Below are 24289 nucleotides of genomic sequence, written 5' to 3'. Positions count from 1 at the left end.
GGGGTCTCGCGGACGAGACGGATGCCGTCTCCACCGGCTGCACCCACAGCACGCCCGGTACACACACCCGGTACCCCCACGGACACCGCACGCGCGCCGCCGCGGCCCCCGGTGGCGCAGACCGCGTACGCCGCACTGCCGCCGTACGCCCATGAGTTGTACGCAAGATCCGTACGTCACCCCGGACGGTGACCCGGTGGCCACGTCCCACCGGCACCGTGCCGCGCTGTGTTCCCGCACGTCTGCGGCGGCCACAGCCGCCCAAACACATTATCCGCGCCATGTCACGGCTCGGCCCCGGCTCGCGCCCCGCACCGTACAAAGTCGGACCATAGCTCGCCATACTGGACGGGCCAGGGGAGGGCGGGTCCGGACGACGGGGGCGATCGCGGCAGATGGGGGAGACCAGGCTCATCCAGGGCCGGTACCGGTTGCTCGACCTGATAGGTCGAGGAGGCATGGGAGAGGTGTGGCGGGCCAAGGACGAGTCACTGGGCAGACAGGTCGCCGTCAAGTGCCTCAAACCGCTGGGTCACGGCCACGACCACTCGTTCACCCGTGTCCTGCGGGAGCGGTTCCGCCGCGAGGCCCGGGTGGCCGCCGCGCTGCAGCACCGCGGGGTGACCGTCGTCCATGACTTCGGCGAGTCCGACGGCGTCCTGTACCTGGTGATGGAGTTGCTCGACGGACGCAACCTGAGCCAGCTCCTGGAGGACAACAAGCAGCATCCGCTGCCGGTCGCCGACATCGTGGAGGTCGCCGAGCAGGTCGCCGCCGCCCTCGCCTACACCCACCAGCAGGGCATCGTGCACCGCGACCTGAAGCCCGCCAACATCATGCGGCTCGACGACGGCACGGTGAAGATCTGCGACTTCGGCATCGCCCGCCTCGGCCACGACATCGGCTTCACCTCACGCCTCACCGGCACCGGCATCGCCATGGGCACCCCGCACTACATGTCGCCCGAACAGATCGGCGGCTCCGAGGTCGACCAGCGCAGCGACCTCTACTCGTTCGGCTGCGTGCTGTACGAGATCGCCACCGGCGCCCCGCCGTTCGACCTCGACGACGCCTGGGCGGTCCTCGTCGGGCACCGGGACACCTCGCCCGAACCGCCGCGCAGCCACCGGGCCGAACTCCCCGAGTTCCTGGACCGGATCATCCTCGACCTGCTGGCCAAGGACCCCGGACGACGGCCGCACGACGCCCGCGAGCTGGGCCGCCGCATCGGCGCCGGCCGCACCACGCCCGCGTACGTGCCGACGGTGGTGTCGGCCCCCGTGCGGCGGGAGGCGACGCAGCGGCCCGTCTCCCGCGAGGCACGCCTGCCGTCCTGGACGCGCGGAATGACCACCGGCCACAAGGCGACCGGGGCGGGGCTGCGCACCACGCCGCCGGACGCCGCCGCGGGCCTCACCGGCGACTGGATCGCCCGCACCGACACCCGCCGGGCCCCGGAACCGGTGCCCGCCGAACGGCCCACCCCGGCGCCGGAGCTGCTGACCGCGCTCACCGGCCGCCACAACGCGGGCCTGAGCCTGGGACGGCTGGGCCGCTGGCCGGAGGCCGGTGAGGTGCACCGCGCCGTCGCCGCCGAACGCGAGCACGCCCTGGGGCCCGACCACCCCGACACTCTGGCCAGCCGTTACGAGGTCGGCTTCACCCTCAGCCGTACGGGCCGGCCCGCCGACGCGCTGCGCGAGTACACCCACGTGGCCCGGATCCGGGAACACGTGCTCGGCCCCGACCACCCGGACACGCTCGCCGCCCGCCAGGAGATGGCGTACGTACTGGGCCAGCTGGGGCGGCACTTCGAGGCGCACCAGGTCTACGCGGCCGTGCTCGCCGCCCGGGAACGCGCCATGGGGCCGGACCACCCAGACACCCTGCGCTGCCGCCACAACCTCGCCTTCAACCTCAGCAGGCTCGGCCGGCTGGAGGACTCGTACCGGATGGCGAGCGAGGTGGCCACGGCGCGCGCCCGGGTGCTCGGCGCGAACCATCCCGACACCCTCGTCACCCGGTACGAGGTGGCATACGCGCTCGGTCAGCTGGGGCGGTGGCCGGAGGCGCTCGGCACCTACCGGGAGGTCGCCGCGGCCCGGGCGCAGGCGCTCGGCCCGGACCACCCCGACACGCTCGCCGCCCGCTACGAGGTCGGCATCAGCCTCGGTCGGCTCGGGCACAGCGGACCGGCTCTCGAGCTGTACCGGGACCTCATCGACGACCGCACCCGCGTCCACGGCCCCGCCCACCCCGAGACCCTGCGCGCCCGGCACGGGCTCGGGGTCAACCTGGGGAGACTCGGGCGCTGGGAGGAGGCTCTCGCCGAGTCCCGTGACGTGTGCGCGATCCGGGAACGCGTGCTCGGGCCCGACCATCCCGACACCCTGGTGAGCCGGCGGGAGGTCGCCGTGGGGCTCGGCTGGCTCGGCCGCTGGGGTGACGCCCTCGCCGAGTACCGGCAGGTGGCCGCCGCGCGGGAGCGGGTGCTCGGTGCCGACCATCCCGATGCGCTGGCCAGCCGGAATGACGAGGCGCACTGTCTGGAGCAGTTGGGGCGGGGGGTGGAGGCGGCGGAGTTGTACCGGAGGGTGGCGGCGTTGCGGCAGCAGCGGGTTTCCGGGGCGTGGTGACGCCCCGGGCTACCTTTCGGTGATCCGGGGCTACGCCCCCGGGCCCCTGTCGTTCTTCGGCTGCCGGCCGGGTGTGGCCGGGCGCGCAGTTCCTCGCGCCCCTTGCGGGGCCGGTGGTCGGGTGTGGGTGGGTCGGCCCCTGTCGTTCTTCGGCTGCCGGGCGGGTGTGGCCGGGCGCGCCGTTCCCCGCGCCCCTTGCGGGGCGCCGTTCCTCGCGGCCCCCTTGCGGGGGCGGTGGGTGTCGGCCGGGTGCGTGTAGGGCTGGTCGGTGTGGATCAATCGGTGTTACCTAGGGGGATGGCTGCTCACGAGGGATATCGGGAACATGACGTCGTCATTGTCGGTGGCGGGCACAACGGGCTGGTCGCCGCCGCCTACCTGGCCCGGGCGGGGAAGTCGGTCCTCGTGCTGGAGCGGCTCGGCAACACCGGGGGCGCCGCCGTCTCCACACGGCCGTTCGCCGGTGTCGACGCCCGGCTGTCGCGCTACTCCTACCTGGTCAGCCTGCTGCCCCGCAAGATCGTCCGGGATCTCGGGCTGGACTTCCGGGTCCGCGGCCGCAACGTCTCCTCGTACACCCCCACCGAACGCGACGGCCGGCCCACCGGACTGCTCGTCGGGGGCGGCGAGCGGCGCACCCGGGAAGCCTTCGCCAAGCTCACCGGATCGGGCAGCGAGTACCAGGCATGGCAGCGCTTCTACGGCATGACCGGCCGGGTCGCCAAGAAGGTCTTCCCCACCCTCACGGAGCCGCTCCCCACCCGCGACGAACTGCGCCGCCGCGTCGACGACGAGGAAGCCTGGCGCATCCTCTTCGAGGAGCCGCTCGGAGTCGCCGTCGAGGACACCTTCGCCGACGACCTCGTCCGTGGCGTCGTCCTCACCGACGCGCTCATCGGTACCTTCGCCGACGCCCACGACCCGTCCCTGCTGCAGAACCGCTGCTTCCTCTACCACGTGATCGGCGGCGGCACCGGGGCCTGGGACGTCCCGGTCGGCGGCATGGGCGCGCTCACCGACGCGCTGGCCCGGGCCGCACGTGGCGCGGGCGCGGTCCTCGCGACCGGCCACGAGGCGGTCCGTGTGGAGACCGACGGACGCGCCGCCGAGGTCACCTACCGCACCGCGGAGGGCGAGGCGACCGTCGCGGCCAGGCACGTGCTCGTCAACGCCTCCCCGCAGGAGCTCGCCCGGCTGACCGGCGACGAGCCACCCACCCCCGCCGAGGGCGCCCAGCTCAAGGTCAACATGCTGCTGAAGCGGCTGCCCCGGCTGCGCGACACGTCCGTCGACCCGCGTGAGGCGTTCTCCGGCACCTTCCACATCGCCGAGGGATACGAGCAACTGGCGGCCGCGCACGCGCAGGCCGCGTCCGGCGCGCTGCCCGAGGCACCGCCCTCCGAGATCTACTGCCACTCGCTGACCGATCCCACGATCCTGGGCCCCGACCTCGTCCAGCAGGGCTACCACACGCTCACGCTCTTCGGACTCCACACACCCGCCCGGCTCTTCGCCGACGACAACGACGGCACACGCCAGGAACTGCTGAAGTCGACCCTGGCGCAACTGGACGCACACCTCGCCGAACCGATCGTCGACTGCCTGGCGGCCGACGCGGACGGCCGCCTGTGCGTCGAGGCGAAGACCCCCCTCGACCTGGAACGCGACCTCAGGCTCCCCGGCGGCAACATCTTCCACCGCGACCTCGCCTTCCCCCACACCCAGGAGGACACCGGCCGCTGGGGCGTCGAGACCCGGCACCCGAACGTCCTGCTCTGCGGCGCGGGCGCGGTACGAGGGGGAGGCGTGAGCGGAGTCCCCGGCCACAACGCCGCGATGGCCCTGCTGAAAGCCCCGTGAGGGAGGGCCTCCGCAAAGGACTCGGGGAAACGCGCGGGCGCCCGCCAGGCGACCCGCCGACGACTGCGGGGTCCCGACGGTGCCGGTGTCAGTCCGAGGACGGCACCCATCCCGTGGCCTCCACCCGCGCCGAGTCCCGTGGCCGCGCGTCGTCGAACACGACCCCGTCGCCGTCCCGCACCCGCAGCGCGTCCACGTACACGCCCCGCCCCACATGGAGCCGGTCCGTCGTGTACCGCCAGCGCAGGACCAGTCTGGCGGCCTGGGGAAGGTCCGCGTCGAGCCGGTGCCAGGTCCGGCCCGACCAGCCCGTCACCGATCCGGCGGGATGCGTGGCCGGCGCCTCCCCGTGGCGCACGGTCGTGAACGGCACCGGCTCCCACGTCGTCCCGCCGTCCGCCGAGGACTCCAGGAACAGCGCGTCCGCCCCCGGCTCGGTGTCCCACCACAGGGCGCACCGCAGCCGGCCACCGGCACCGACGTCCATCGCGGGCAGCGTCAGCGTCGCGGTGGTCGCGGCCGCCATGCCGGAGTACCAGGCCGTACGCCCCCGCACGGGCCGCACCGGCACCGCGCGGGCCAGGTTGTTCGCCGCGGCGACCCGGGGAGCGGAGCCGGACCGCCAACCACGCACCGGGTGGACCGAGTTGCCGAGGACGACGAGGAAGGAGTCGGTCGTCGGGTCGAGGACGAGCGAGGTGCCGGTGAAACCGGTGTGACCCGCCGTGCGCGGAGTGGCCATCGCGCCCATGTACCAGTGCTGGTTCAGCTCGAACCCGAGACCGTGCTCGTCACCGGGAAAGGCCGTGTTGAAGTCGGTGAACATCAGGTCCACCGACTCGGGCCGGAGAACGCGCGCCCTTCCGTACACCCCGCCGTTGAGCAGCGTCCGGCCCAGGACGGCGAGGTCCCACGCGGTGGAGAAGACCCCGGCGTGACCCGCCACACCGCCCAGGCTGTACGCGTTCTCGTCGTGCACCTCGCCCCACACGAGCCCGCGGTCGAGCCCCGACCACGGCTTGCGGGCGTCCTCGGTGGCGGCGATCCGGGGCCGCCAGGAGGCCGGCGGGTTGAAGCGCGTGCGGTGCATCCCGAGCGGAGCGGTGATCCCGGTCCGGAGCAGCTCGTCCAGCCGGCGGCCGGTGATCTCCTCCAGGACGAGCTGGAGCGAGATCAGGTTGAGGTCCGAGTAGAGGTACTTGGTGCCGGGCGCGGCGACGGGCGCCTCCCGCCAGATGAGCTGGAGCTTCTCCTCGTACGTCGGCGCGCTGTAGAGCGGGATCCACGCGCGGAACCCCGAGGTGTGGGTGAGCAGCTGGCGGATCGTGATGTCCTGCTTGCCCGCGCCGCCGAAGTCCGGGAGGTACGAGGCGACCCTGCCCTCCAGTTCCAGCGCGCCGCGCTCGATCTGCTGCACGGCGAGCATCGACGTGAACAGCTTCGACACCGACGCCAGGTCGAAGACCGTGTCCTCGGCCATCGCGATCTGCTGCTCGGGAGGGAACTCCACCGCGGTGTCGGTCTTCTCGTCGTACGCCGAGTAGCGCACCGCCTTGCCGATCGGCTGATGCAGGGCGACCGTGCCGCCGCGGCCCGCCAGGAGCACGGCGCCCGCGTACCACGGGTACGCGGGGGAGGGGCCGAGGAACGTCTCGGCGTCGGCCACGAGTTGCCGCAGCGGGGCGGCGAGCAGGCCGGCGCGTTCGGCGGAACCGCGGCGCAGGGTCGGGCGGCCACGGCCCCCCGTCCCGCTCCCGGCCGCCGTGCCGGGCGCCGCCGACGCCGCGGGCAGGGGCGCGAGGGTCAGCGCACCGCCCAACGCCGCCAGACCCTTGCCCAGTTGGCGGCGGGTGGGCCCGCCGCCCCTTCTGTCCGCCGTCGACGCCATAGAAGGGCCTCCCGTCACGCCGTCTGAAAGTATCTTTCCGGGTTCGCTGTGTCCGGTGAAACTTTTGTGTCAGGGGAGGGCGGTGTCAACGGTGCCGTCCCGCTCACGTACGAACCATAAAAACTGACGGGTCATCAGAATATGTCTTCCCTCGTCCGGAGGACTGCGGCATCCTGCGCCCATGCAGACGGAGTTGAGCAAGAGACTGGGAGTCGAGCACGCCCTCTTCGGCTTCACGCCGTTCCCGGCCGTCGCCGCCGCCCTCAGCAGGGCGGGCGGACTCGGTGTGCTCGGCGCGGTCCGCTATGCCGACCCCGACGAGCTGAGACGGGACCTCGACTGGATCGAGGCGCATGTGGACGCGAAGCCGTACGGGCTGGACGTCGTCATGCCCGCCAAGAAGGTCGAAGGCGTCACCGAGGCGGACGTCGAGGCGATGATCCCGGCAGGACACCGGCAGTACGTCGAGGACACCCTGACCAAGTACGGCGTGCCCGGACTCGACGAGGGCGAGGCAGCCGGCTGGCGCATCACGGGGTGGATGGAGGAGGTCGCCCGCACCCAGCTGGACGTCGCCTTCGAGCATCCGATCAAGCTGCTGGCCAACGCGCTCGGCTCGCCGCCCGCCGACGTCATCGAGCGCGCCCACCAGAACGGCGTGCTCGTCGCCGCCCTCGCGGGCAGCGCCCGTCATGCGCGCAAGCACGCCGAGGCGGGCATCGACATCGTCGTCGCCCAGGGCTACGAGGCCGGCGGACACACCGGTGAGATCGCCACGATGGTGCTCACCCCCGAGGTCGTCGACGCCGTCGCGCCACTGCCCGTGCTCGCCGCGGGCGGCATCGGCAGCGGACAGCAGGTGGCCGCCGCGCTCACACTCGGTGCCCAGGGTGTGTGGCTGGGCTCCATATGGCTGACCACCGCGGAGGCCGACATGCACTCGCCCGCACTGACCCGCAAACTCCTCGCCGCCGGCTCCGGCGACACCGTCCGCTCACGCGCGCTGACCGGCAAGCCCGCACGGCAGCTGCGCACCGAGTGGACCGACGCCTGGGACGATCCGAACGGCCCCGGCACGCTCCCCATGCCCCTGCAGGGGCTCCTGGTCGCCGAGGCGGTCTCCCGGATCCAGAAACACGAGGTGGGACCACTGCTCGGGACACCAGTGGGGCAGATCGTCGGCCGGATGACCAGCGAACGCAGTGTCCAGGAAGTCGTCGACGACCTCACACGCGGCTTCGAACAGGCCGTGGACCGACTCGACCGCATCGCCGGAAGGAGCCACGGGTGAGCCGGACACCGGGCGGTTTCTGGGCCGAGGCCACCGCCGGCCCCGAGCGGGTCGTGCTCGTCGCGGCCGACGGCGAGGAGTGGACCGCCGGACGGCTGCACGCCGAGTCGAACCGGCTGGTCCACGGACTGCGCGCCGCCGGGCTGGAACGGGGCGACTCCTTCGCCGTCGTGCTGCCCAACGGCGTCGAGTTCCTCACCGCCTACCTCGCCGCCTCCCAGGCCGGCTTCTACCTCGTGCCCGTCAACCACCACCTCGTCGGCCCCGAGATCGCCTGGATCGTCGCCGACTCCGGAGCCAAGGTGCTCATCGCGCACGAGCGGTTCGCAGACGCCGCACGCCACGCGGCCGACGACGCGAAGCTGCCCGGGGACCGGCGGTACGCGGTCGGACCGGCCGGTCCGGACGAGGGCTTCCGCCCGTACGCCGAACTCCTCGACGGGCAGCCGGGGTCGGTGCCCGAGGACCGGACGCTCGGCTGGGTCATGAACTACACCTCCGGCACCACCGGGCGTCCGCGCGGTATCCGCCGCCCGCTGCCCGGCAGGCTTCCGGAGGAGACGTACCTCGGCGGCTTCCTCGGCATCTTCGGCATCAAGCCGTTTGACGACAACGTGCACCTGGTGTGCTCACCGCTCTACCACACGGCGGTGCTCCAGTTCGCGGGCGCGTCCCTGCACATCGGGCACCGGCTGGTCCTCATGGACAAGTGGACGCCCGAGGAGATGCTCCGGCTCATCGACACCCACCGGTGCACGCACACCCATATGGTCCCGACACAGTTCCACCGCCTGCTCGCGCTGCCGGACCACACGAGGGCGGCGTACGACGTGTCGTCCATGCGGCACGCCATCCATGGTGCCGCCCCCTGCCCCGACCACGTGAAACGGGCCATGATCGAGTGGTGGGGCCACAGTGTCGAGGAGTACTACGCGGCCAGCGAGGGCGGCGGCGCCTTCGCCACCGCCGAGGACTGGCTGAAGAAGCCCGGCACGGTCGGAAAGGCGTGGCCCATCAGCGAACTCGCCGTCTTCGACGACGACGGGAACAGGGTCCCGGCCGGTGAACTCGGCACCGTCTACATGAAGATGAGCACCGGCGGATTCTCGTACCACAAGGACGAGGACAAGACGCGGAAGAACCGGATCGGGGACTACTTCACCGTCGGTGACCTGGGATATCTCGACGAGGACGGCTACCTCTTCCTCCGCGACCGCAAGATCGACATGATCATCTCGGGCGGGGTCAACATCTACCCCGCCGAGATCGAGGCCGCGCTGCTCACCCACCCGGCCGTCGCCGACGCGGCGGCCTTCGGCGTTCCGCACGACGACTGGGGCGAGGCGGTGAAGGCGGTCGTCGAACCCGCCCCCGGCCACGAACCGGGCGAGGCGCTCGCCGCGGAGATCCTCGGGCACTGCGCACGCCGGCTGGCCGGGTACAAGCGGCCCGCGAGCGTCGACTTCATCGAGGCGATGCCCCGCGACCCCAACGGGAAGCTGTACAAGCGGCGGCTGCGGGACCCGTACTGGGAGGGGCGTACGCGCCCTGTGTGAGACGCCGCCCCCCATGTGGTCCCGGCCCATGTGGGACGGGACCACACGGGAGCGCGCTCACTGGTGCACGCGTACCACCTTCAGCGCGGGCGACGCGTGGATGTCCTTCTCGCAGAAGCGGGAGGTCACCCACCTCTCGGCGGAGTACAGCCGTGTCTGGTCCGCGAAGTGCGCCGAGTCCGGGTTCGACGACTGGGAGTACGTCAGGAGCGTACGGGCCACCGGGCAGCGGCCTCCGTCCCAGCCGACCGCCTGGACATAGCTCGATCCGGTGACGACCTCCGTGTAGCCGCCGGCCGCCGCGTCCCACACCGGTTCGACCTTGTTCCACACACCGAGCGACTCCGTGCCGCCGGATATTGCGATGCGCTCACCGCCGCGCACGACGAACTGGTTCGTCCCGAGCTTCGCGTCCAGCGCGATGCCGGAGGCGCGCAACTCGGTGACGGTGTCGGCGAGAGCCCTGGCGAAGGCGGGGACCCGTGTGTCCAGCGTGTTCGGGGTGCGGACCGGGTCCGCCGCCGAGAACGGCACTTTCCACAACTGCGCGGACGGCACCGCCGCGGTCAGCTTCCGCCAGAACCGGTCGAAGAACAGCGCACCCCTGCTGCCGGTGTCCATGGAGTGGTCCCAGACCTTCAGCACACGGCACGCGCCGGTGACATCGACCGCTCTGCCGTCACTGCCGGTCGCCGCGCCGCCCGGCAGCGCGGCGCACGCGCGGGCCGCGTCGTCCGCCGCGAGATCGCCCGCCGGCACCCGGTTGGCGAACTGCTGCCGCTGGAGGTCCCGGACGGTCAGACCGCCGCGCCCGGCCATGGCCGCCACGTCCTCGACCGCGCCGCGGGTGCGCAGCGAGCGCTGGGTGCCGATCGTGCCGAAGACCCGCTCGTACCCCGTCAGCGGCTGGTCGGCGTTGGCCAGCCAGGCACTGTCGTTGGAGTTCTCCGCGTAGGGCGCGTCCTTGAGGACGGGCATCCTGGACGGGCCGAAGATGCCCGGCTGCACGGCGTCAACGTCCTTCCCCAGCGCGCAGTCGCTCCTCGAACCGTCCAGGACCGCGAGCCCGGACGAGGGGTACGTGACCTTGCCGAGCGCCGTCGAGCAGCGCTCGGCCAGGTCGTCGGTGATCCGGGGGAGTACCTGGGACTGGGTGAACAGCGAACGGCCGCCCGAGTCCGCGGCGATCGTGTTGACCCACGGCAGCCCCTGCGTCCGCTTCAGCGTCCTGAGGACGTCACCGGTGCCCCGCGCCCTGCTGAAGCCGAGCGCGGTGTCCGAGGCGCGCAGGTTCGCGGAGTTGGGGTCGCCCAGCGCGTACGCCGTGCCCGTCGTCCAGGGCAGCGGGACCTGGGCCCCGAGGGAGGTGACGACGGGCCCGTACCGCGTCCACCACTGGGTGCGGGTCACCGGCGTGCCGGCCTTCACGCCGACGGTCACCGTCCGCCTCGTCATACGTTCGCGCCTGCCGTCCACCAGGTAGGCGGTGGGGTCGGCGGGGTCGAGTGTCAGCTGATGGACGTTGAGGGTGACGCCCGTCGCGACGGTGTGGCTCCACGCCACATGTGCGTTGTGCCCTATGGAGATCGTCGGCGAGCCGAGCAGCGAGCCGCCGGACACGTCGAGTTCGCCGGGGATCGTCTGCTGGGACTGCCAGAACCGGCGGCCGCCCTGCCAGGGATAGTGCGGGTTGCCCAGCAGCAGCCCGCGCCCGTTCGCCGTCGTGCCGCCGCTGAACGCCACGGCGTTGGACCCCATGTCGGACGCCTGCGACGCGAACAGCTCCCGCGCGGCGCGTGCGACGTCCTCGGCGCCGGTACCGGTACCGGTCGCGTCAGGAGTACGGCTCTTCGCGGTGCCCGGCGCACTCGTGGCCGCCGCCCCGCTCGTGGTCGTCGGCGGCTGAGCCGCGGTGATGCCCTCCACGGCGCGCCCCTGACCGCCGAGCACGGCCAGGGCGTAGCTCCGCGTCGCCACGTCCAGCGACGTCACCGGCCGTACCCAGGCCGCGCCGCGGCACGCCGGGTCGGTGACACGGTTCTTCCGCAGCCAGGCGTTGTAGCCGGCCGCCCAGCCCCGCATCAGCTCCTCCACCTCGTGGCCCGGCCCGCGGGGAGCCGGTTCGGCGAGCAGCCTCTCCACGGTCCGTGTGTCGTGGACACCGCGGAAGTACAGGTCGCTGGAGAGGTTCTTCGCGGCCGACGAGAGCGAGCCGTCCGGCGCGGCGTCGGGGCCGAAGTACCGGGAGCGTTCACCGCGTACGGTCACGAAACCGTCGGCGAGCGTGCACACCTGGTCGGCGGCCTGGGCCCAGCCGTTGCCGAAGCCGAGATTCGCGTAGTCCTTCGCGAGGATGTGCGGGATGCCGTACTCGGTGTAGCGGATCACGGCGGACAGGCCACCGTGCGAAGGGTGGTGCCGCTGTGCGGAGCTCTGCGCGGTGGCCGCGGGCAGTGCGGTCGTGGCGGTGAGCAGCGCGGCGGCCATGACGACGAGTCGTCTGAGGCGGGTGCGCATCGTGCCTCCCAACTTCCTTGGGGGAATGGGCGGTGCAACGTCCGTGCGAGAAGGAGCGGTTGAGCGTACCAACGGGTATGTACAGCCACGGAGGCCCTGTCGGGATCGCCGTGCCGCCCGTTCCGGACCCCGTGCCGTCCGGCTTGACCTGCCGCGTGGACGGACCCAGGATCATGTGTCATGACGCCTGGACACGGCAGCACGGTTGACGGGGTGCTGCGACGCAGTGCCCGGCGCACTCCGGACCGCTCCGCGGTCACCTACCGCGAGCGCTCCTGGACGTACGCCGAACTCGACGACGCCGTCTCCCGCGCCGCCCACGTGCTGCGCTCCTCGGGGCTCGCCCCGGGGGACCGCGTCGGTGCCTACGGGCACAACTCGGACGCGTACCTCATCGGCTTCCTGGCCTGCGCCCGCGCCGGACTCGTCCATGTGCCGGTCAACCAGAACCTGACCGGCGACGACCTCGCGTACCTCCTCGGCCAGTCGGGCAGCGCGCTGGTCCTGTCCGACCCGGGCCTCGCGGACCGGCTCCCCGACGGTGTGCGGGTGCTGCCGCTGCGCGACGCCGAGGACTCGCTGCTCGCCCGGCTGGCGTCGGCGCCCGCGTACGACGGACCCGAGCCGCGCACCGAGGACCTGGTGCAACTGCTCTACACCTCGGGGACGACGGCGCTGCCCAAGGGCGCGATGATGACGCACCGCGCGCTGGTCCACGAGTACCTGAGCGCGATCACCGCCCTCGATCTGAGCGCGGGCGACCTGCCCGTGCACTCGCTGCCGCTCTACCACTCGGCGCAGATGCACGTGTTCCTGCTGCCGTATCTGGCGGTCGGTGCCCGGAACACCATCCTCGACGCGCCCGACGCCGACCAGCTCTTCGACCTCGTCGAGACCGGCCGCGCGGACAGCCTCTTCGCGCCGCCCACCGTGTGGATCGGCCTGTCGAACCGCCCCGACTTCGCGACGCGTGACCTGAGCGGGCTGCGCAAGGCGTACTACGGGGCGTCGATCATGCCCGTGCCCGTGCTGGAACGGCTGCGGTCGCGGCTGCCCGGGCTGGCCTTCTACAACTGCTTCGGGCAGAGCGAGATCGGTCCGCTGTCCATGGTCCTCGGGCCGCACGAGCACAAGGGGCGGATGGACTCCTGCGGCCGGCCGGTGCTGTTCGTGGACGCGCGGGTCGTCGGCGAGGACGGCAAGGACGTGCCCGACGGGACCTCCGGCGAGGTCGTCTACCGGTCGCCGCAACTGTGCGAGGGCTACTGGGACAAGCCCGAGGAGACCGCCGAGGCGTTCCGGGACGGCTGGTTCCACTCGGGTGACCTCGTGGTGCGGGACGCGCACGGGTACTTCACCGTCGTCGACCGGGTGAAGGACGTCATCAACTCCGGAGGCGTACTGGTCGCCTCGCGGCAGGTCGAGGACGCGCTCTACACCCACCCCGAGGTGGCCGAGGCCGCGGTGATCGGCCTGCCGGACGAGCGGTGGATCGAAGCGGTGACCGCGGTGGTCGTCCGCCGCGGTGCGGTCACGGAGGACGAACTGGTCGCCCACGCGCGCGAGAAGCTCGCGCGCTTCAAGGCGCCGAAGCGGGTGCTGTTCGTGGACGAGCTGCCGCGCAACGCGAGCGGCAAGATCCTCAAGAGGGAACTGAGGGACCGCCTCGGCGGTGAACCGCCCGCGGCCGCCGTGGTCCCCCCGCCTGTCGCGGGCGGGCCCGGCGAGTGAACCCCGACGGCCGGATCCTCGTCCCGTTGAACTGAATCCGCCGGTCGGCCGTACCAGTAACGGCGGCCCGACCACCCGAACCCGGTCCGCCGAGCCACCACCGGGTTTCGCACGGAAGGACCTTCGGGTTGTCCAGCACCACGAACTCTCCCCAGCCGCCGGACACGGACCAGGCAACCCCGGAGAACCCCGAGACACCGGAACCACAGCCTCCGGCGTCTCCGGCGTCTCCGGCGGAGAACACGCCTGCCGCCCGAGCGGCCACACCGACCGAGCGGACCGACACCCCGACCGAGCGGGCGTCCGCGCCCGCCGACGAGAAGACGCCCGTCGACGAGGGGCCGCCCGTTGGCGAGGGGCCGCACGCTGCGAGTGCGGGCGGTGTGGCCGACGCGGCGGACGTGGCGGACGCCTCCGCGGACACACCCGCGGAGGCGCGGACGCCCGTCGCGGCAGACGCGCAGCCCGAGGCGGAGGTACCCGCCGAGAGCGCCGCCGCGGCTGCGGACGGGGCGACGGCGCCCGCGCCCGCGGACGAGAACGCCCCCGCCCAGGCCGGGACACCGGCCGCAAGCGGGGCGGGCAGCGGCGGAGAGTCGGAGGGCGCGGAGCCACCCGCTCTCCGCGGATGGCGCGCCAAGCACCCCGTGGCCGCGCGGAACGTGCGGTACACCGTCACCACCCTCGCCGCCGCACTCGTCCTCTTCGCGCTGCTCATGCCGAACGAGCCCGACCGCTTCCGGCCCGCCGTGCTCACGCGCCTGCCGGTGGAGGCGATCTTCGGCGCGGCCGTCCTCATCGTGCTGCCCAGGACGCTGCGGCTGGTGACCGCGGTCCTGGCCGGTCTGGGCCTGGGCGCGCTGACCATCCTGAACCTCCTCGACCTCGGCTTCAACGAATTCCTCGGACGCGGCTTCAACGTCGTACTCGACTGGGTCCTGTTCGACGACGCGCGGACCTACCTCGAGGACTCGATGGGCAGGACCGGCGCGATCGCGGTCGTGATCGCGGTCGTCGCACTCGTCCTCGCCGTGTTCGCGCTGATGGTCCTCTCCGTCGTCCGGCTCGCCGGCCTGCTGGCCCGCAACAGCGCCCGTGCGACCCGTGCCACGCTGGTGGCCGGCACCGTCTGGGTCGCCTGCTCGGCCCTCGGCGTGCAGTTCGCGGGGGTGCAGTTCGCCGCCCGCAGCACCGCGGGAGCCGTCCAGAACCGGGTGGATCACGTGCAGGCGACGCTCAAGGACGAGGCGGAGTTCGCCAAGGAGGCCAAGAAGGACGCCTTCGCCGAGACGCCGCCGGACCAGCTCCTGACCGACCTGCGCGGCAAGGACGTCATCATCGGCTTCATCGAGAGCTACGGCCGCAGCGCCATCGAGGACCCGGTCACGGCGCCCGGCGTCGACGCCACCCTCGCCGACAAGACCGAGGCGCTGACCGAGGCCGGGTACTCGGCCAGGAGCGGCTGGCTCACCTCGGCGACGTACGGCGGCAACAGCTGGCTCGGCCACTCCACCTTCCTGTCGGGGCTGTGGATCAGCAACCAGGCCCGCTACCGGACCGTCACCGCGGGCGAGCACCTGACGCTCACCGGGGCCTTCCAGCGCACCGGAGCGTGGCGGACCGTGGGCATCATGCCGGGGGTCCAGAAGAACTGGCCGGAGGGCTCGTTCTACGGCCTCGACACCGTCTACGACTCACGCGAACTCGGCTACCAAGGGCCCAAGTTCAGCTGGTCGACCATGCCGGACCAGTACGCCCTGAGCGCGTACGAGCGCCTGGAGCACGGCAAGAAGCGCGACAAGCCGCTGATGGCCGAGATCATCCTGACCTCCAGCCACCAGCCCTGGGCGCCGATCCCGAAGACGATCCCCTGGGACGAGGTCGGCGACGGCTCGGTCTACGAGGACATCCAGAAGGACGGCAAGAAGGCGTCGGACGTCTTCTACGACTCGACCAAGGTCAAGGAGGAGTACGGCAGGTCCATCGAGTACTCGGTGACCAGCCTCGTCGACTACGTGGTCAGGTACGGCGGCAAGGACACCGTGCTGGTCTTCCTCGGCGACCACCAGCCCCTGGCGAGGGTGAGCGGCGACGACGCCGGCCGGGACGTGCCCATCTCGATCGTCGCCCGCGACAAGCCCGTCCTCGACAAGATCGACGACTGGGGCTGGACCGAGGGACTCAAGCCCGACGACACCGCCCCGGTCTGGCGGATGGACTCCTTCCGCGACCGCTTCCTCACCGCGTACGGCTCGACACCCCGACCCCAGTCCCAGCCCTAGCCCCCAGTCCCAGCCCCGGCCCAAGTCCCAGCCCGGAGCCGGCAGGCGGTCAGTGCGGGCGGGGTCATCGCGGGCGCAGGTCCTCGATGCGCCTGATCTTGCCGACCGACCGTTCCAGCGACTCCGGTTCGACGATCTCCACCCGCGCGGAGACGCCGATGCCGTCCTTCACGGCCGCCGCGATGGCGCGCGCGGCGGCGTCCCGGGTCTCCGGGGTGGCACCCGCGCGCGCCTCGGCCCGTACGGTGAGCGAGTCGAGGCGGCCCTCACGGGTCAGCCGCAGCTGGAAGTGCGGGGCGACACCCGGCGTGCGCAGCACGATCTCCTCGACCTGGGTGGGGAAGAGGTTCACGCCGCGCACGATCACCAGGTCGTCGCTGCGGCCGGTGACCTTCGCCATCCGGCGGAAGACCCGGGCCGTGCCGGGCATCAGCCGGGTCAGGTCCCGGGTCCGGTAGCGGACGACGGGCATGGCCTCCTTGGTGAGGGAGGTGAACACCAGCTCGCCCTCCGCACCGTCCGGCAGCACCTCACCGGTGAGCGGATCGACGACTTCCGGATAGAAGTGGTCCTCCCAGATGTGCAGTCCGTCCTTCGTCTCGACGCACTCCTGGGCCACCCCGGGGCCGATCACCTCCGACAGCCCGTATATGTCGACGGCGTCGATGGCGAACCGCTCCTCGATCTCCCGCCGCATCTCCTCGGTCCAGGGCTCGGCACCGAAGATGCCCACCCGGAGCGAGGTCCGGCGCGGGTCCAGGCCCTGCCGCTCGAACTCGTCGAGGATCGTCAGCATGTACGAGGGCGTCACCATGATGATCCCGGGCCGCAGGTCCTGGATCAGCTGGACCTGGCGGGCCGTCATACCGCCCGACGCCGGGACGACCGTACAGCCGAGCCGTTCGGCGCCGTAGTGCGCGCCGAGTCCGCCGGTGAACAGGCCGTAGCCGTAGGCCACATGGGCGATGTCACCGGGCCGGCCGCCCGCCGCGCGGATCGAGCGGGCCACCAGGTCGGACCACATGGACAGGTCGTTCCCGGTGTATCCGACGACCGTGGGGCGTCCTGTGGTGCCGCTGGAGGCGTGGATGCGGCGGACCCGGTCCCGCGGCACGGCGAACATCCCGTACGGGTAGTTGTCGCGCAGGTCCGCCTTGGTGGTGAAGGGGAAGCGCGCCAGATCGGCGAGCGAGCCGCAGTCCTCGGGCCGGAGCCCGGCCTTGTCGAAGGCGTCGCGGTAGAAGGGCACGTTCTCGTACGCGTGCCGCAGTGAGGCCCGCAGCCGCTCCAGCTGGAGTGCGCGCAGTCCGTCCGCGTCGAGCCGTTCACCGGCGTCCAGGGCCGGCGGGTCCGTCGAGTTCGCCACAGGCACTTCTCCCTCACCCACGTACCGTCACCGGCGACCGACCATTCGGTCGTGCCTTCGGGGATCAAGTAATCCAGCCGTGCGGGTGGCCGTCAAGGAGTGCGGCGGGAACCGGCCCCGCTCGTTCATCCTCTTACCCGCCGGCGGGATGCCCGCCGTACGGCGGAGGGAAGGGGCACTGGTGTCGCACACCCGGAAGAGGGCCGTCGCAGGGCCCGGGCTCGCCGCCGTACTGGCGCTGGCCTGTCTCGGCTGCGGAGTGGGGGCGACGGCTCCCGCCGAGCGCGCCGGGGGCGGGGACGCGCGGGGCGGGGGAAAGAAGGTGCCGTGCGGGGAGGCGCTGCGGTTCGCGGACCAGGAACGGCTGCCGGCCGGGGCCGAGGACGCCGTCTGCGTGCTGCACCACGGCATCGACACGCTGTACGACATCCGGTTCCGGATCAGCAGGACCGGTCTCGACGCCTGGCTGGCCGGCGCCCACCCCGGCCTGGAACTGCGTACGGACTGCGTCCAGGAGGACGCCGACCGCTGCGGACACCTGGACCTCACCCCGTACGCCGACGGGGGCGCCGTCGCGGTCGACCTGACGGTGCGGGACGAGAGCGACGGTCGCGCCCTCGTGCACTACCGGCCCTTCAACACGTGAACGTAGCTTCGACACGTGAACGTACCGGTCAACATGTGAACGTACCGTTCAGCGCGTTGCATCCGCCGCGGCGGCCGCGACCGACCGTGCCCACCGGTAGTCCGCCTTGCCGCTCGGGGAGCGCTGGACGGAGTCCGTGATCACCAGCTGACGAGGGATCTTGTAGCCCGCCAGCTGCGTACGGCAGTGGGTCTGGATCTCGTCCAGGGAGAGCCGCGCGCCGCCTTCGCGCAGTTGCACCACGGCCGCCACATGGTTGCCCCAGGTCTCGTCGGGCACTCCGGCCACCAGCGCGTCGTACACGTCCGGATGCGACTTGAGTGCCTGCTCGACCTCCTCCGGATACACCTTCTCCCCGCCGGTGTTGATGCACTGGGAGCCGCGGCCCAGGACGGTGACGATGCCCTCCTCGTCGACGGTCGCCATGTCACCGAGCAGCACCCACCGCTCGCCGTCCCTCTCGAAGAACGTCTCGGCGGTGGCCCGCGGATCGTTGTAATAGCCGAGAGGTACATGTCCGCGCTGGGCGATGCGACCGGGCTCCCCGACGGCGACCGGCTCGTGCGACACCGGATCCACCACCTGCGTACGGGAGTTGACCTGGATCCGGAAACCCCGTCCGGGCCCCGAGTCGGCCGTCGCCGTGCCGTTGAAGCCGGACTCCGAGGAACCGAAGTTGTTGAGCAGCAGCACGTTCGGCACGAGGGCCTGGAACTGCGCGCGCACCGTCTCCGACATGATCGCGCCGGACGAGGAGACGCTGAACAGCGAGGAGCAGTCGGTCCCCTTCAGAGGCCCGTTCAGCGCGTCGATCAACGGCCGCAGCATCGCGTCGCCGACCAGCGCCACGCTCGTGACCTTCTCCTTCTCGATGGTCCGCAGCACCTCCTCGGGGGCGAACTTGCGGTGGATGACGACGCGCTGCCCGAAGTGGAAGCCGATGAAGGCGGTGAGGGTCGAGGTGCCGTGCATCAGTGGGGGTGTGGGGAAGAACGTGATGCCGTCGCCGCCGGCCGCGACCCGCTCGGCGACCTCCTCCGGCGTCTTCACCGGCTCCCCGGTCGGGGCTCCGCCACCCAGTCCCGCGAAGAACAGGTCCTCCTGCCGCCACATCACACCCTTCGGCATCCCGGTCGTGCCGCCGGTGTAGATGATGAACTGGTCGTCGGCGGAGCGCGCCGGGAACCCGCGCCCGGCGGACGCGGCGGCCTCGGCCTGCGCGAAGTCCACCGCGGACAAGGGGGGCGCGTCCGGTGCCGGGACGCCCACCCGCAGGAGATGGCGCAACGCCGGGGCGCGCGGCAGGGCCGCCGCCACCCGCCCGGTGAACTCCGCGTCGAAGACCAGCGCCACCAGGTCGGCGTCCCGGTAGAGGTAGACCAACTCCTCCTCGACATAGCGGTAGTTGACGTTGACGGGCACGATCCGCGCCTTCAGGCACCCGAGGACGGTCTGCAGGTACTCGATGCCGTTGTAGAGGTGCAGCCCCAGATGCTCACCGGGACGGACACCGCTGTCGGTCAGGTGGTGGGCGACACGGTTGGCCGCCGCGTCCAGCTCCGCGTACGTCAGGCGGCGTTCGGCCCCCGTCCCGGGATGGTCGATGTACTTGAGGGCTTCGCGGTCGGGGACCACGTCGACGACCGACTCGAACAGGTCGGCAAGGTTGAACTCCACCGCTCCTCCTGACCCGGGCAACCGTCGGTGACCGTCGACGAGTGGACGTGCGCCGTCGCCTCGCCGGTCATCAGAGCAAAGCCCGCCACCTATGTGAAGGGTCCTCGCCCAATAAATCTGACTGTCTGTCAGAAAACCCTTGTACTGGTTCCGCGCCTCCTGCAACCTGTTCTCGTTCCCGAGACGGGAGGACGGCAATGGGTGGGACGGAACACCTCACCGTGCAGCGCGAAGGCGCCACACTGGTGCTCACGCTCAACAGGCCCGAGGCCAAGAACGCGCTCTCGCTGCCGATGCTGGTCGGCCTGTACGACGGCTGGGTCGAGGCCGACGAGGACGACGCCATCCGCTCGATCGTCCTGACCGGCGCGGGCGGCGCGTTCTGTGCCGGCATGGACCTCAAGGCCCTCGCGGGCCGGCAGATGGAGGGGCAGCAGCACCGGGACCGCCTCACGGCCGACCCCGATCTGCACTGGAAGGCGATGCTGCGCCATCACCGGCCGCGCAAACCCGTGATCGCCGCGGTCGAGGGCCACTGCGTGGCCGGCGGTACCGAGATCCTCCAGGGCACCGACATCCGGGTCGCGGGGGAGTCCGCCACCTTCGGGCTCTTCGAGGTGCGGCGCGGGCTGTTCCCGATCGGCGGCTCGACGGTGCGGCTGCAGCGGCAGATCCCGCGCACGCACGCGCTGGAGATGCTGCTCACCGGTCGTCCCTACTCGGCGCGGGAGGCGGCCGGCATCGGGCTGATCGGGCATGTCGTGCCCGACGGGACCGCGCTGGAGAAGGCGCTGTCCATCGCCGAGCAGGTCAACGCGTGCGGGCCGCTGGCCGTCGAGGCGGTCAAGGCATCCGTGTACGAGACCGCCGACATGAGTGAGTCGGACGGGCTCGCCGCCGAGTTGAAGCGGGGGTGGCCGGTCTTCGACACGGCCGATGCGGCGGAGGGTGCGCGGGCCTTCGCTGAGCGGCGCCCGGCGGTGTACCGGCGGTTGTGAGTCCGGCTGCCGCGGGGTGGCTGCCGCCGGCTGCCGTGGTTTGGCTGCCGCCGGAGGTGTGTCTGCTGCGGGTTCGTCGTGGCTGGTCGCGCAGTTCCCCGCGCCCCTTGCGGGGTGCGGGGCCGGAGGTTCCCTGTGTGAGGAGAATTCGTGCCTGATGTTCTGAAAGCTTCCCTTGTTGTCGAGTTTCCCTTCACCCGGTCCCTCGGGCCCGTGCAGAGCGCGTTTCTCACCGGGCTGCGGGAGCGGGTCGTGCTCGGGGTGCGGACCAAGGACGGGCGGGTGCTCGTTCCGCCCGTCGAGTACGATCCCGTCACCTCAGAGGAGCTGAGCGAGCTCGTCGAGGTCGCCCCCACCGGGACCGTCACCACCTGGGCCTGGAACCACGAGCCCCGCCGGGGACAGCCCCTCGACCGGCCGTTCGCCTGGGTCCTGGTGCGGCCGGACGGCGCCGACACCGGTCTGCTGCACGCCCTCGACGCGCCCGGCGGGCCCGACTCCGTGCACACCGGCCTGCGGGTCCGCATCCGCTGGGCCGCGGAACGCTCCGGCGCCGTCACGGACATCGCCTGCTTCGAGCCGTACGAGCCGTACGAGCCGTCCGCGGAAGAGGGGCCCGTGCCTCGTGGCGGCGTCGGGCGGTTCGCGGACCCGGTGACCGGGATCGTCGCGCCCGCCCGGCTCGACTACACCTACTCGCCGGGGCGCGCCCAGTCCGCGTTCCTCCACGCGCTCGACGAACGGCGGGTCGTCGGTGAGCGCTGCCCCTCGTGCCGCAAGGTGTACGTCCCGCCGAGGGGTGCGTGCCCCACCTGTGGTGTGGCCACATCGGAACGGGTCGAGGTGGGTCCGCGCGGCACCGTCACGACCTACTGCATCGTCAACATCAAGGCTTCCCATACGGCGAACCTCGACATCGAGGTGCCGTACGTCTACGCGCACATCGCCCTCGACGGCGCAGACCTCGCCCTGCACGGCCGGATCGGCGGCATCCCGTACGACCAGGTGCGCATGGGGCTGCGGGTCGAACCGGTGTGGCCGGACGGAGGCGGCCACCCCGACCACTACCGGCCCACCGGCGAGCCCGACGCGCAGTACGAGACGTACAGGGAGCTGTTGTAGATGCCCGCACCGAGGCCGATCAGGGACATCGCCGTCGTCGCGTTCGCGCAGACCGACCACCGGCGCACCAGCGGTGAACTCTCCGAGGTGGAGATGCTCATGCCGGTTCTGCACCGGGTCCTGGCGCGGACCGGGCTGAAGACCGGTGACATCGGCTTCACCTGCTCCGGCTCCACGGACTACCTCGCGGGCCGCGCCTTCTCCTTCACCATGGCGCTGGACGGCGTGGGGGCCTGGCCGCCGATCTCCGAGTCCCATGTGGAGATGGACGGGGCCTGGGCGCTGTACGAGGCGTGGACGAAGCTCCTCACCGGCGACGCGGACACCGCCCTCGTGTACGCGTACGGCACGTCGTCCGCCGGCTCCGTGCGCGACGTCCTGACCCGGCAGCTCGATCCGTACTACCTCGCGCCCCTGTGGCCCGACTCCGTCGCCCTGGCCGCCCTCCAGGCGCAGGCGCTCATCGACGCGGGCGACACGGACGAACCCGCGCTGGCGGCCGTCGCCTCCCGCAACCGCGCCTCCGCCACCGGCAACCCCCATGCCCAGCTGCGGGGCGCGGTGCCGCCGGGCGACTACGCCGTACGCCCCCTGCGCCGCGGGGACTGCGCGCCCGTCGGGGACGGAGCCGCCGCGGTGATCCTCGCCGCGGGGGAGCGGGCCCGCGAACTGTGCGAGCGGCCCGCCTGGATACGCGGCATCGACCACCGCATCGAACCGCACGGCCTGGGCGTACGGGACCTGACCGACTCACCGTCCGCACGGCTCGCGGCGGAACGGGCGGGCGCCTTCGAACGGCCGGTGGACACCGCCGAGTTGCACGCGCCCTTCAGCTCCCAGGAGGTGGTGCTGCGCAAGGCCCTGCGGCTGGACGACGGCATCGACGTCAACCCGTCCGGGGGCGCGCTCGCCGCCAACCCCGTCATGGCCGCCGGTCTCATCCGTATCGGCGAGGCGGCCGACCGGATCAGCCGCGGCGACTCCGACCGGGCGCTGGCGCACGCCACGTCGGGCCCCTGTCTGCAGCAGAACCTGGTCGCCGTACTGGAAGGAGACCCGCGATGAGCAAGGAGCCCGTGGCCGTCGTCGGGATCGGCCAGACCAAGCACGTCGCGGCCCGGCGGGACGTGTCGATCGCGGGACTCGTCCGGGAGGCCGCACGACGCGCCCTCGACGACGCCGAACTGACGTGGGCCGACGTCGACGCCGTCGTCATCGGCAAGGCCCCCGACTTCTTCGAGGGCGTCATGATGCCCGAGCTGTACCTCGCCGACGCCCTCGGCGCGGTCGGCAAACCGATGCTCCGCGTGCACACGGCGGGCTCCGTCGGCGGCTCCACGGCGCTCGTCGCCACGAACCTGATCGCGGGCCGCGTCCACGGCACCGTACTGACCCTCGCCTACGAGAAGCAGTCCGAGTCGAACGCCATGTGGGGCCTGTCCCTGCCGATCCCCTTCCAGCAGCCCCTGCTGGCCGGCGCCGGCGGCTTCTTCGCCCCGCACATACGCGCCTACATGCGGCGCACCGGCGCCCCTGACGCGGTCGGCTCCCTCGTCGCGTACAAGGACCGCCGCAACGCGCTCAAGAACCCGTACGCGCACCTGCACGAGCACGACATCACCCTGGAGAAGGTCCGGGCCTCGCCCATGCTGTGGGACCCGATCCGCTACTCGGAGACCTGCCCGTCCTCCGACGGCGCCTGCGCGATGATCCTCACCGACCGTACGGGGGCGGCCCGTTCACCGCGGCCGCCCGCCTGGATGCACGGCGGCGCGATGCGCAGCGAACCGACCCTCTTCGCCGACAAGGACTTCGTCTCCCCGCAGGCGGGCAAGGACTGCGCGGCCGACGTGTACCGGCAGGCGGGGGTCGCGGACCCGCGCCGCGACATCGACGCGGTCGAGATGTACGTCCCGTTCTCCTGGTACGAGCCCATGTGGCTGGAGAACCTCGGGTTCGCCGAGGAGGGCGAGGGCTGGAAGCTCACCGAGTCCGGGGTCACCGAACTGGACGGCGACCTGCCGGTCAACATGTCGGGCGGGGTGCTGTCCACCAACCCCATCGGGGCCTCCGGCATGATCCGGTTCGCCGAAGCCGCACTCCAGGTGCGTGGCCAGGCAGGGGAGCACCAGGTGGACGGCGCCCGCCGGGTCCTCGGGCACGCCTACGGCGGCGGCTCCCAGTTCTTCTCGATGTGGCTGGTCGGAGCCGCGCCGCCGACCTCCTGAACTGTCCCCCTCACGTGGCCTGTGCGCGGCAGTGACCGAAAGCTAGGCTGGCCGCGGACGACGAACCGGGAGGAGCACGGACGTGGCCGAGAGCACCATCCAGCAGCACCCGCTCGCGGGCTGGGACAAGCCGGAGCTTGACCTCAGCAGCGCCGACTGGCATTCGAGCAGCCGTGGGCTGGGGGATGTCCAGATCGCCTTTGTCGAGGGATTCATCGCGATGCGCAACAGTGGCCGCCCGGAAAGTCCCTCCTTGATCTTCACCCCCGCGGAGTGGGGCGCGTTCGTGTCGGGGGCGCGGGAGGGGGAGTTCGACCTCACCTGACCTCTGCCGGCCTCACGCCCGTGCCGTGCCCCGATCCGCGGTGGGGGCCCCCCGCCCCCACCCCCCGGGGGGCCCCCCCCCCCGGGGGGGGGCCCCCCGGGGGGGCGCCCCCCGGCCCCCCCGGGGGGGGGGGGCCCGGCGGCCCCCCGGGCCGGACTACCCCGCC

16 protein-coding genes and 1 pseudogene are annotated in these 24289 nt (G+C 72.1%); 13 read left to right on the top strand and 4 right to left on the bottom strand.

Annotated features, from left to right (window positions below):
* Positions 1 to 111: 111 nt before the first annotated feature.
* The 3 genes and pseudogenes from ACFYXC_RS39170 to ACFYXC_RS39160 all read left to right on the top strand — a co-directional run.
* Positions 112 to 335, top strand: a pseudogene (locus ACFYXC_RS39170) (DUF2236 domain-containing protein); the annotation flags it as partial.
* 60 nt (positions 336 to 395) lie between these two features.
* The gene (locus ACFYXC_RS39165; protein ID WP_389557580.1) at positions 396 to 2636 is read left to right on the top strand and encodes a tetratricopeptide repeat protein; all 2241 of its coding nucleotides are present in this window, start codon (positions 396 to 398) and stop codon (positions 2634 to 2636) included.
* A gap of 297 nt (positions 2637 to 2933) precedes the next feature.
* A complete protein-coding gene (locus ACFYXC_RS39160; protein ID WP_389557578.1) occupies positions 2934 to 4496 on the top strand; it encodes a phytoene desaturase family protein in 1563 nt (520 codons plus the stop codon).
* Positions 4497 to 4584: 88 nt separating this feature from the next.
* Here ACFYXC_RS39160 and ACFYXC_RS39155 read toward each other — a convergent pair whose 3' ends face one another.
* Positions 4585 to 6384, bottom strand: a complete 1800-nt coding sequence (locus tag ACFYXC_RS39155; RefSeq protein ID WP_389557576.1) for a serine hydrolase — start codon at positions 6382 to 6384, stop codon at positions 4585 to 4587.
* 181 nt (positions 6385 to 6565) lie between these two features.
* Here ACFYXC_RS39155 and ACFYXC_RS39150 point away from each other — a divergent pair, with 181 nt between their 5' ends.
* Both ACFYXC_RS39150 and ACFYXC_RS39145 read left to right on the top strand, forming a co-directional pair.
* A complete protein-coding gene (locus ACFYXC_RS39150; RefSeq protein ID WP_389557574.1) occupies positions 6566 to 7675 on the top strand; it encodes an NAD(P)H-dependent flavin oxidoreductase in 1110 nt (369 codons plus the stop codon).
* On the top strand, positions 7672 to 9231 hold the full coding sequence (locus ACFYXC_RS39145) for an acyl-CoA synthetase (protein WP_389557572.1): 1560 nt from the start codon (positions 7672 to 7674) through the stop codon (positions 9229 to 9231). The genes ACFYXC_RS39150 and ACFYXC_RS39145 overlap by 4 nt, the downstream gene beginning before the upstream one ends.
* A gap of 57 nt (positions 9232 to 9288) precedes the next feature.
* Here the strand turns inward: ACFYXC_RS39145 and ACFYXC_RS39140 are convergent, their stop codons facing one another.
* Complete coding sequence (locus ACFYXC_RS39140; RefSeq protein WP_389557570.1) at positions 9289 to 11748, bottom strand: penicillin acylase family protein; 2460 nt, start codon at positions 11746 to 11748, stop codon at positions 9289 to 9291.
* Between the two features lie 180 nt (positions 11749 to 11928).
* On the opposite strand from ACFYXC_RS39140, the gene ACFYXC_RS39135 reads away from it, so the two are divergent.
* Both ACFYXC_RS39135 and ACFYXC_RS39130 read left to right on the top strand, forming a co-directional pair.
* Positions 11929 to 13479, top strand: coding sequence for an acyl-CoA synthetase (locus ACFYXC_RS39135; protein ID WP_389557568.1), 1551 nt, complete (start codon positions 11929 to 11931; stop codon positions 13477 to 13479).
* A gap of 128 nt (positions 13480 to 13607) precedes the next feature.
* Complete coding sequence (locus ACFYXC_RS39130) at positions 13608 to 15761, top strand: hypothetical protein (RefSeq protein WP_389557567.1); 2154 nt, start codon at positions 13608 to 13610, stop codon at positions 15759 to 15761.
* Between the two features lie 64 nt (positions 15762 to 15825).
* On the opposite strand, the gene paaK is transcribed toward ACFYXC_RS39130, so the two are convergent.
* Positions 15826 to 17127, bottom strand: a complete 1302-nt coding sequence (gene paaK / locus ACFYXC_RS39125) for a phenylacetate--CoA ligase PaaK (RefSeq protein ID WP_389557565.1) — start codon at positions 17125 to 17127, stop codon at positions 15826 to 15828.
* 181 nt (positions 17128 to 17308) lie between these two features.
* Here paaK and ACFYXC_RS39120 point away from each other — a divergent pair, with 181 nt between their 5' ends.
* Positions 17309 to 17773, top strand: a complete 465-nt coding sequence (locus tag ACFYXC_RS39120) for a hypothetical protein (RefSeq protein WP_389557563.1) — start codon at positions 17309 to 17311, stop codon at positions 17771 to 17773.
* 48 nt (positions 17774 to 17821) lie between these two features.
* Here the strand turns inward: ACFYXC_RS39120 and ACFYXC_RS39115 are convergent, their stop codons facing one another.
* On the bottom strand, positions 17822 to 19450 hold the full coding sequence (locus tag ACFYXC_RS39115; protein WP_389557561.1) for an acyl-CoA synthetase: 1629 nt from the start codon (positions 19448 to 19450) through the stop codon (positions 17822 to 17824).
* Between the two features lie 197 nt (positions 19451 to 19647).
* Here ACFYXC_RS39115 and ACFYXC_RS39110 point away from each other — a divergent pair, with 197 nt between their 5' ends.
* The 5 genes from ACFYXC_RS39110 to ACFYXC_RS39090 all read left to right on the top strand — a co-directional run bounded on the left by ACFYXC_RS39110 (position 19648) and on the right by ACFYXC_RS39090 (position 24123).
* Entirely contained in the window at positions 19648 to 20448 is an 801-nt protein-coding gene (locus ACFYXC_RS39110; RefSeq protein ID WP_389557559.1) for a crotonase/enoyl-CoA hydratase family protein, read from the top strand.
* 150 nt (positions 20449 to 20598) lie between these two features.
* Positions 20599 to 21570, top strand: coding sequence for a Zn-ribbon domain-containing OB-fold protein (locus tag ACFYXC_RS39105; protein WP_389557557.1), 972 nt, complete (start codon positions 20599 to 20601; stop codon positions 21568 to 21570).
* On the top strand, positions 21571 to 22635 hold the full coding sequence (locus ACFYXC_RS39100) for a thiolase domain-containing protein (RefSeq protein ID WP_389557555.1): 1065 nt from the start codon (positions 21571 to 21573) through the stop codon (positions 22633 to 22635).
* Positions 22632 to 23798 (top strand): thiolase domain-containing protein, encoded by a 1167-nt coding sequence (locus tag ACFYXC_RS39095; protein ID WP_389557553.1) that lies wholly within the window; start codon positions 22632 to 22634, stop codon positions 23796 to 23798. Before ACFYXC_RS39100 ends, ACFYXC_RS39095 begins: the two co-directional genes overlap by 4 nt.
* An 82-nt stretch (positions 23799 to 23880) precedes the next feature.
* Complete coding sequence (locus ACFYXC_RS39090; protein ID WP_123962873.1) at positions 23881 to 24123, top strand: DUF397 domain-containing protein; 243 nt, start codon at positions 23881 to 23883, stop codon at positions 24121 to 24123.
* Positions 24124 to 24289: the final 166 nt, after the last annotated feature.

Source organism: Streptomyces sp. NPDC002701 (assembly GCF_042889045.1).
Classification (GTDB): Bacteria; Actinomycetota; Actinomycetes; order Streptomycetales; family Streptomycetaceae; genus Streptomyces.
The sequence above is the reverse complement of the archived record's forward strand: the minus strand, read 5'-3'. Positions and strand labels throughout refer to the sequence as shown.

Bases quoted from the DNA above. Each gene is read 5' to 3' on its own strand.
- ACFYXC_RS39135 (WP_389557568.1), top strand. From the start codon at position 11,929: ATGACGCCTGGACACGGCAGCACGGTTGACGGGGTGCTGCGACGCAGT.
- ACFYXC_RS39155 (WP_389557576.1), bottom strand. From the start codon at position 6,384: ATGGCGTCGACGGCGGACAGAAGGGGCGGCGGGCCCACCCGCCGCCAA.
- ACFYXC_RS39160 (WP_389557578.1), top strand. From the start codon at position 2,934: ATGGCTGCTCACGAGGGATATCGGGAACATGACGTCGTCATTGTCGGT.
- ACFYXC_RS39100 (WP_389557555.1), top strand. From the start codon at position 21,571: ATGCCCGCACCGAGGCCGATCAGGGACATCGCCGTCGTCGCGTTCGCG.
- ACFYXC_RS39095 (WP_389557553.1), top strand. From the start codon at position 22,632: ATGAGCAAGGAGCCCGTGGCCGTCGTCGGGATCGGCCAGACCAAGCAC.
- ACFYXC_RS39140 (WP_389557570.1), bottom strand. From the start codon at position 11,748: ATGCGCACCCGCCTCAGACGACTCGTCGTCATGGCCGCCGCGCTGCTC.
- ACFYXC_RS39150 (WP_389557574.1), top strand. From the start codon at position 6,566: ATGCAGACGGAGTTGAGCAAGAGACTGGGAGTCGAGCACGCCCTCTTC.
- ACFYXC_RS39110 (WP_389557559.1), top strand. From the start codon at position 19,648: ATGGGTGGGACGGAACACCTCACCGTGCAGCGCGAAGGCGCCACACTG.
- ACFYXC_RS39165 (WP_389557580.1), top strand. From the start codon at position 396: ATGGGGGAGACCAGGCTCATCCAGGGCCGGTACCGGTTGCTCGACCTG.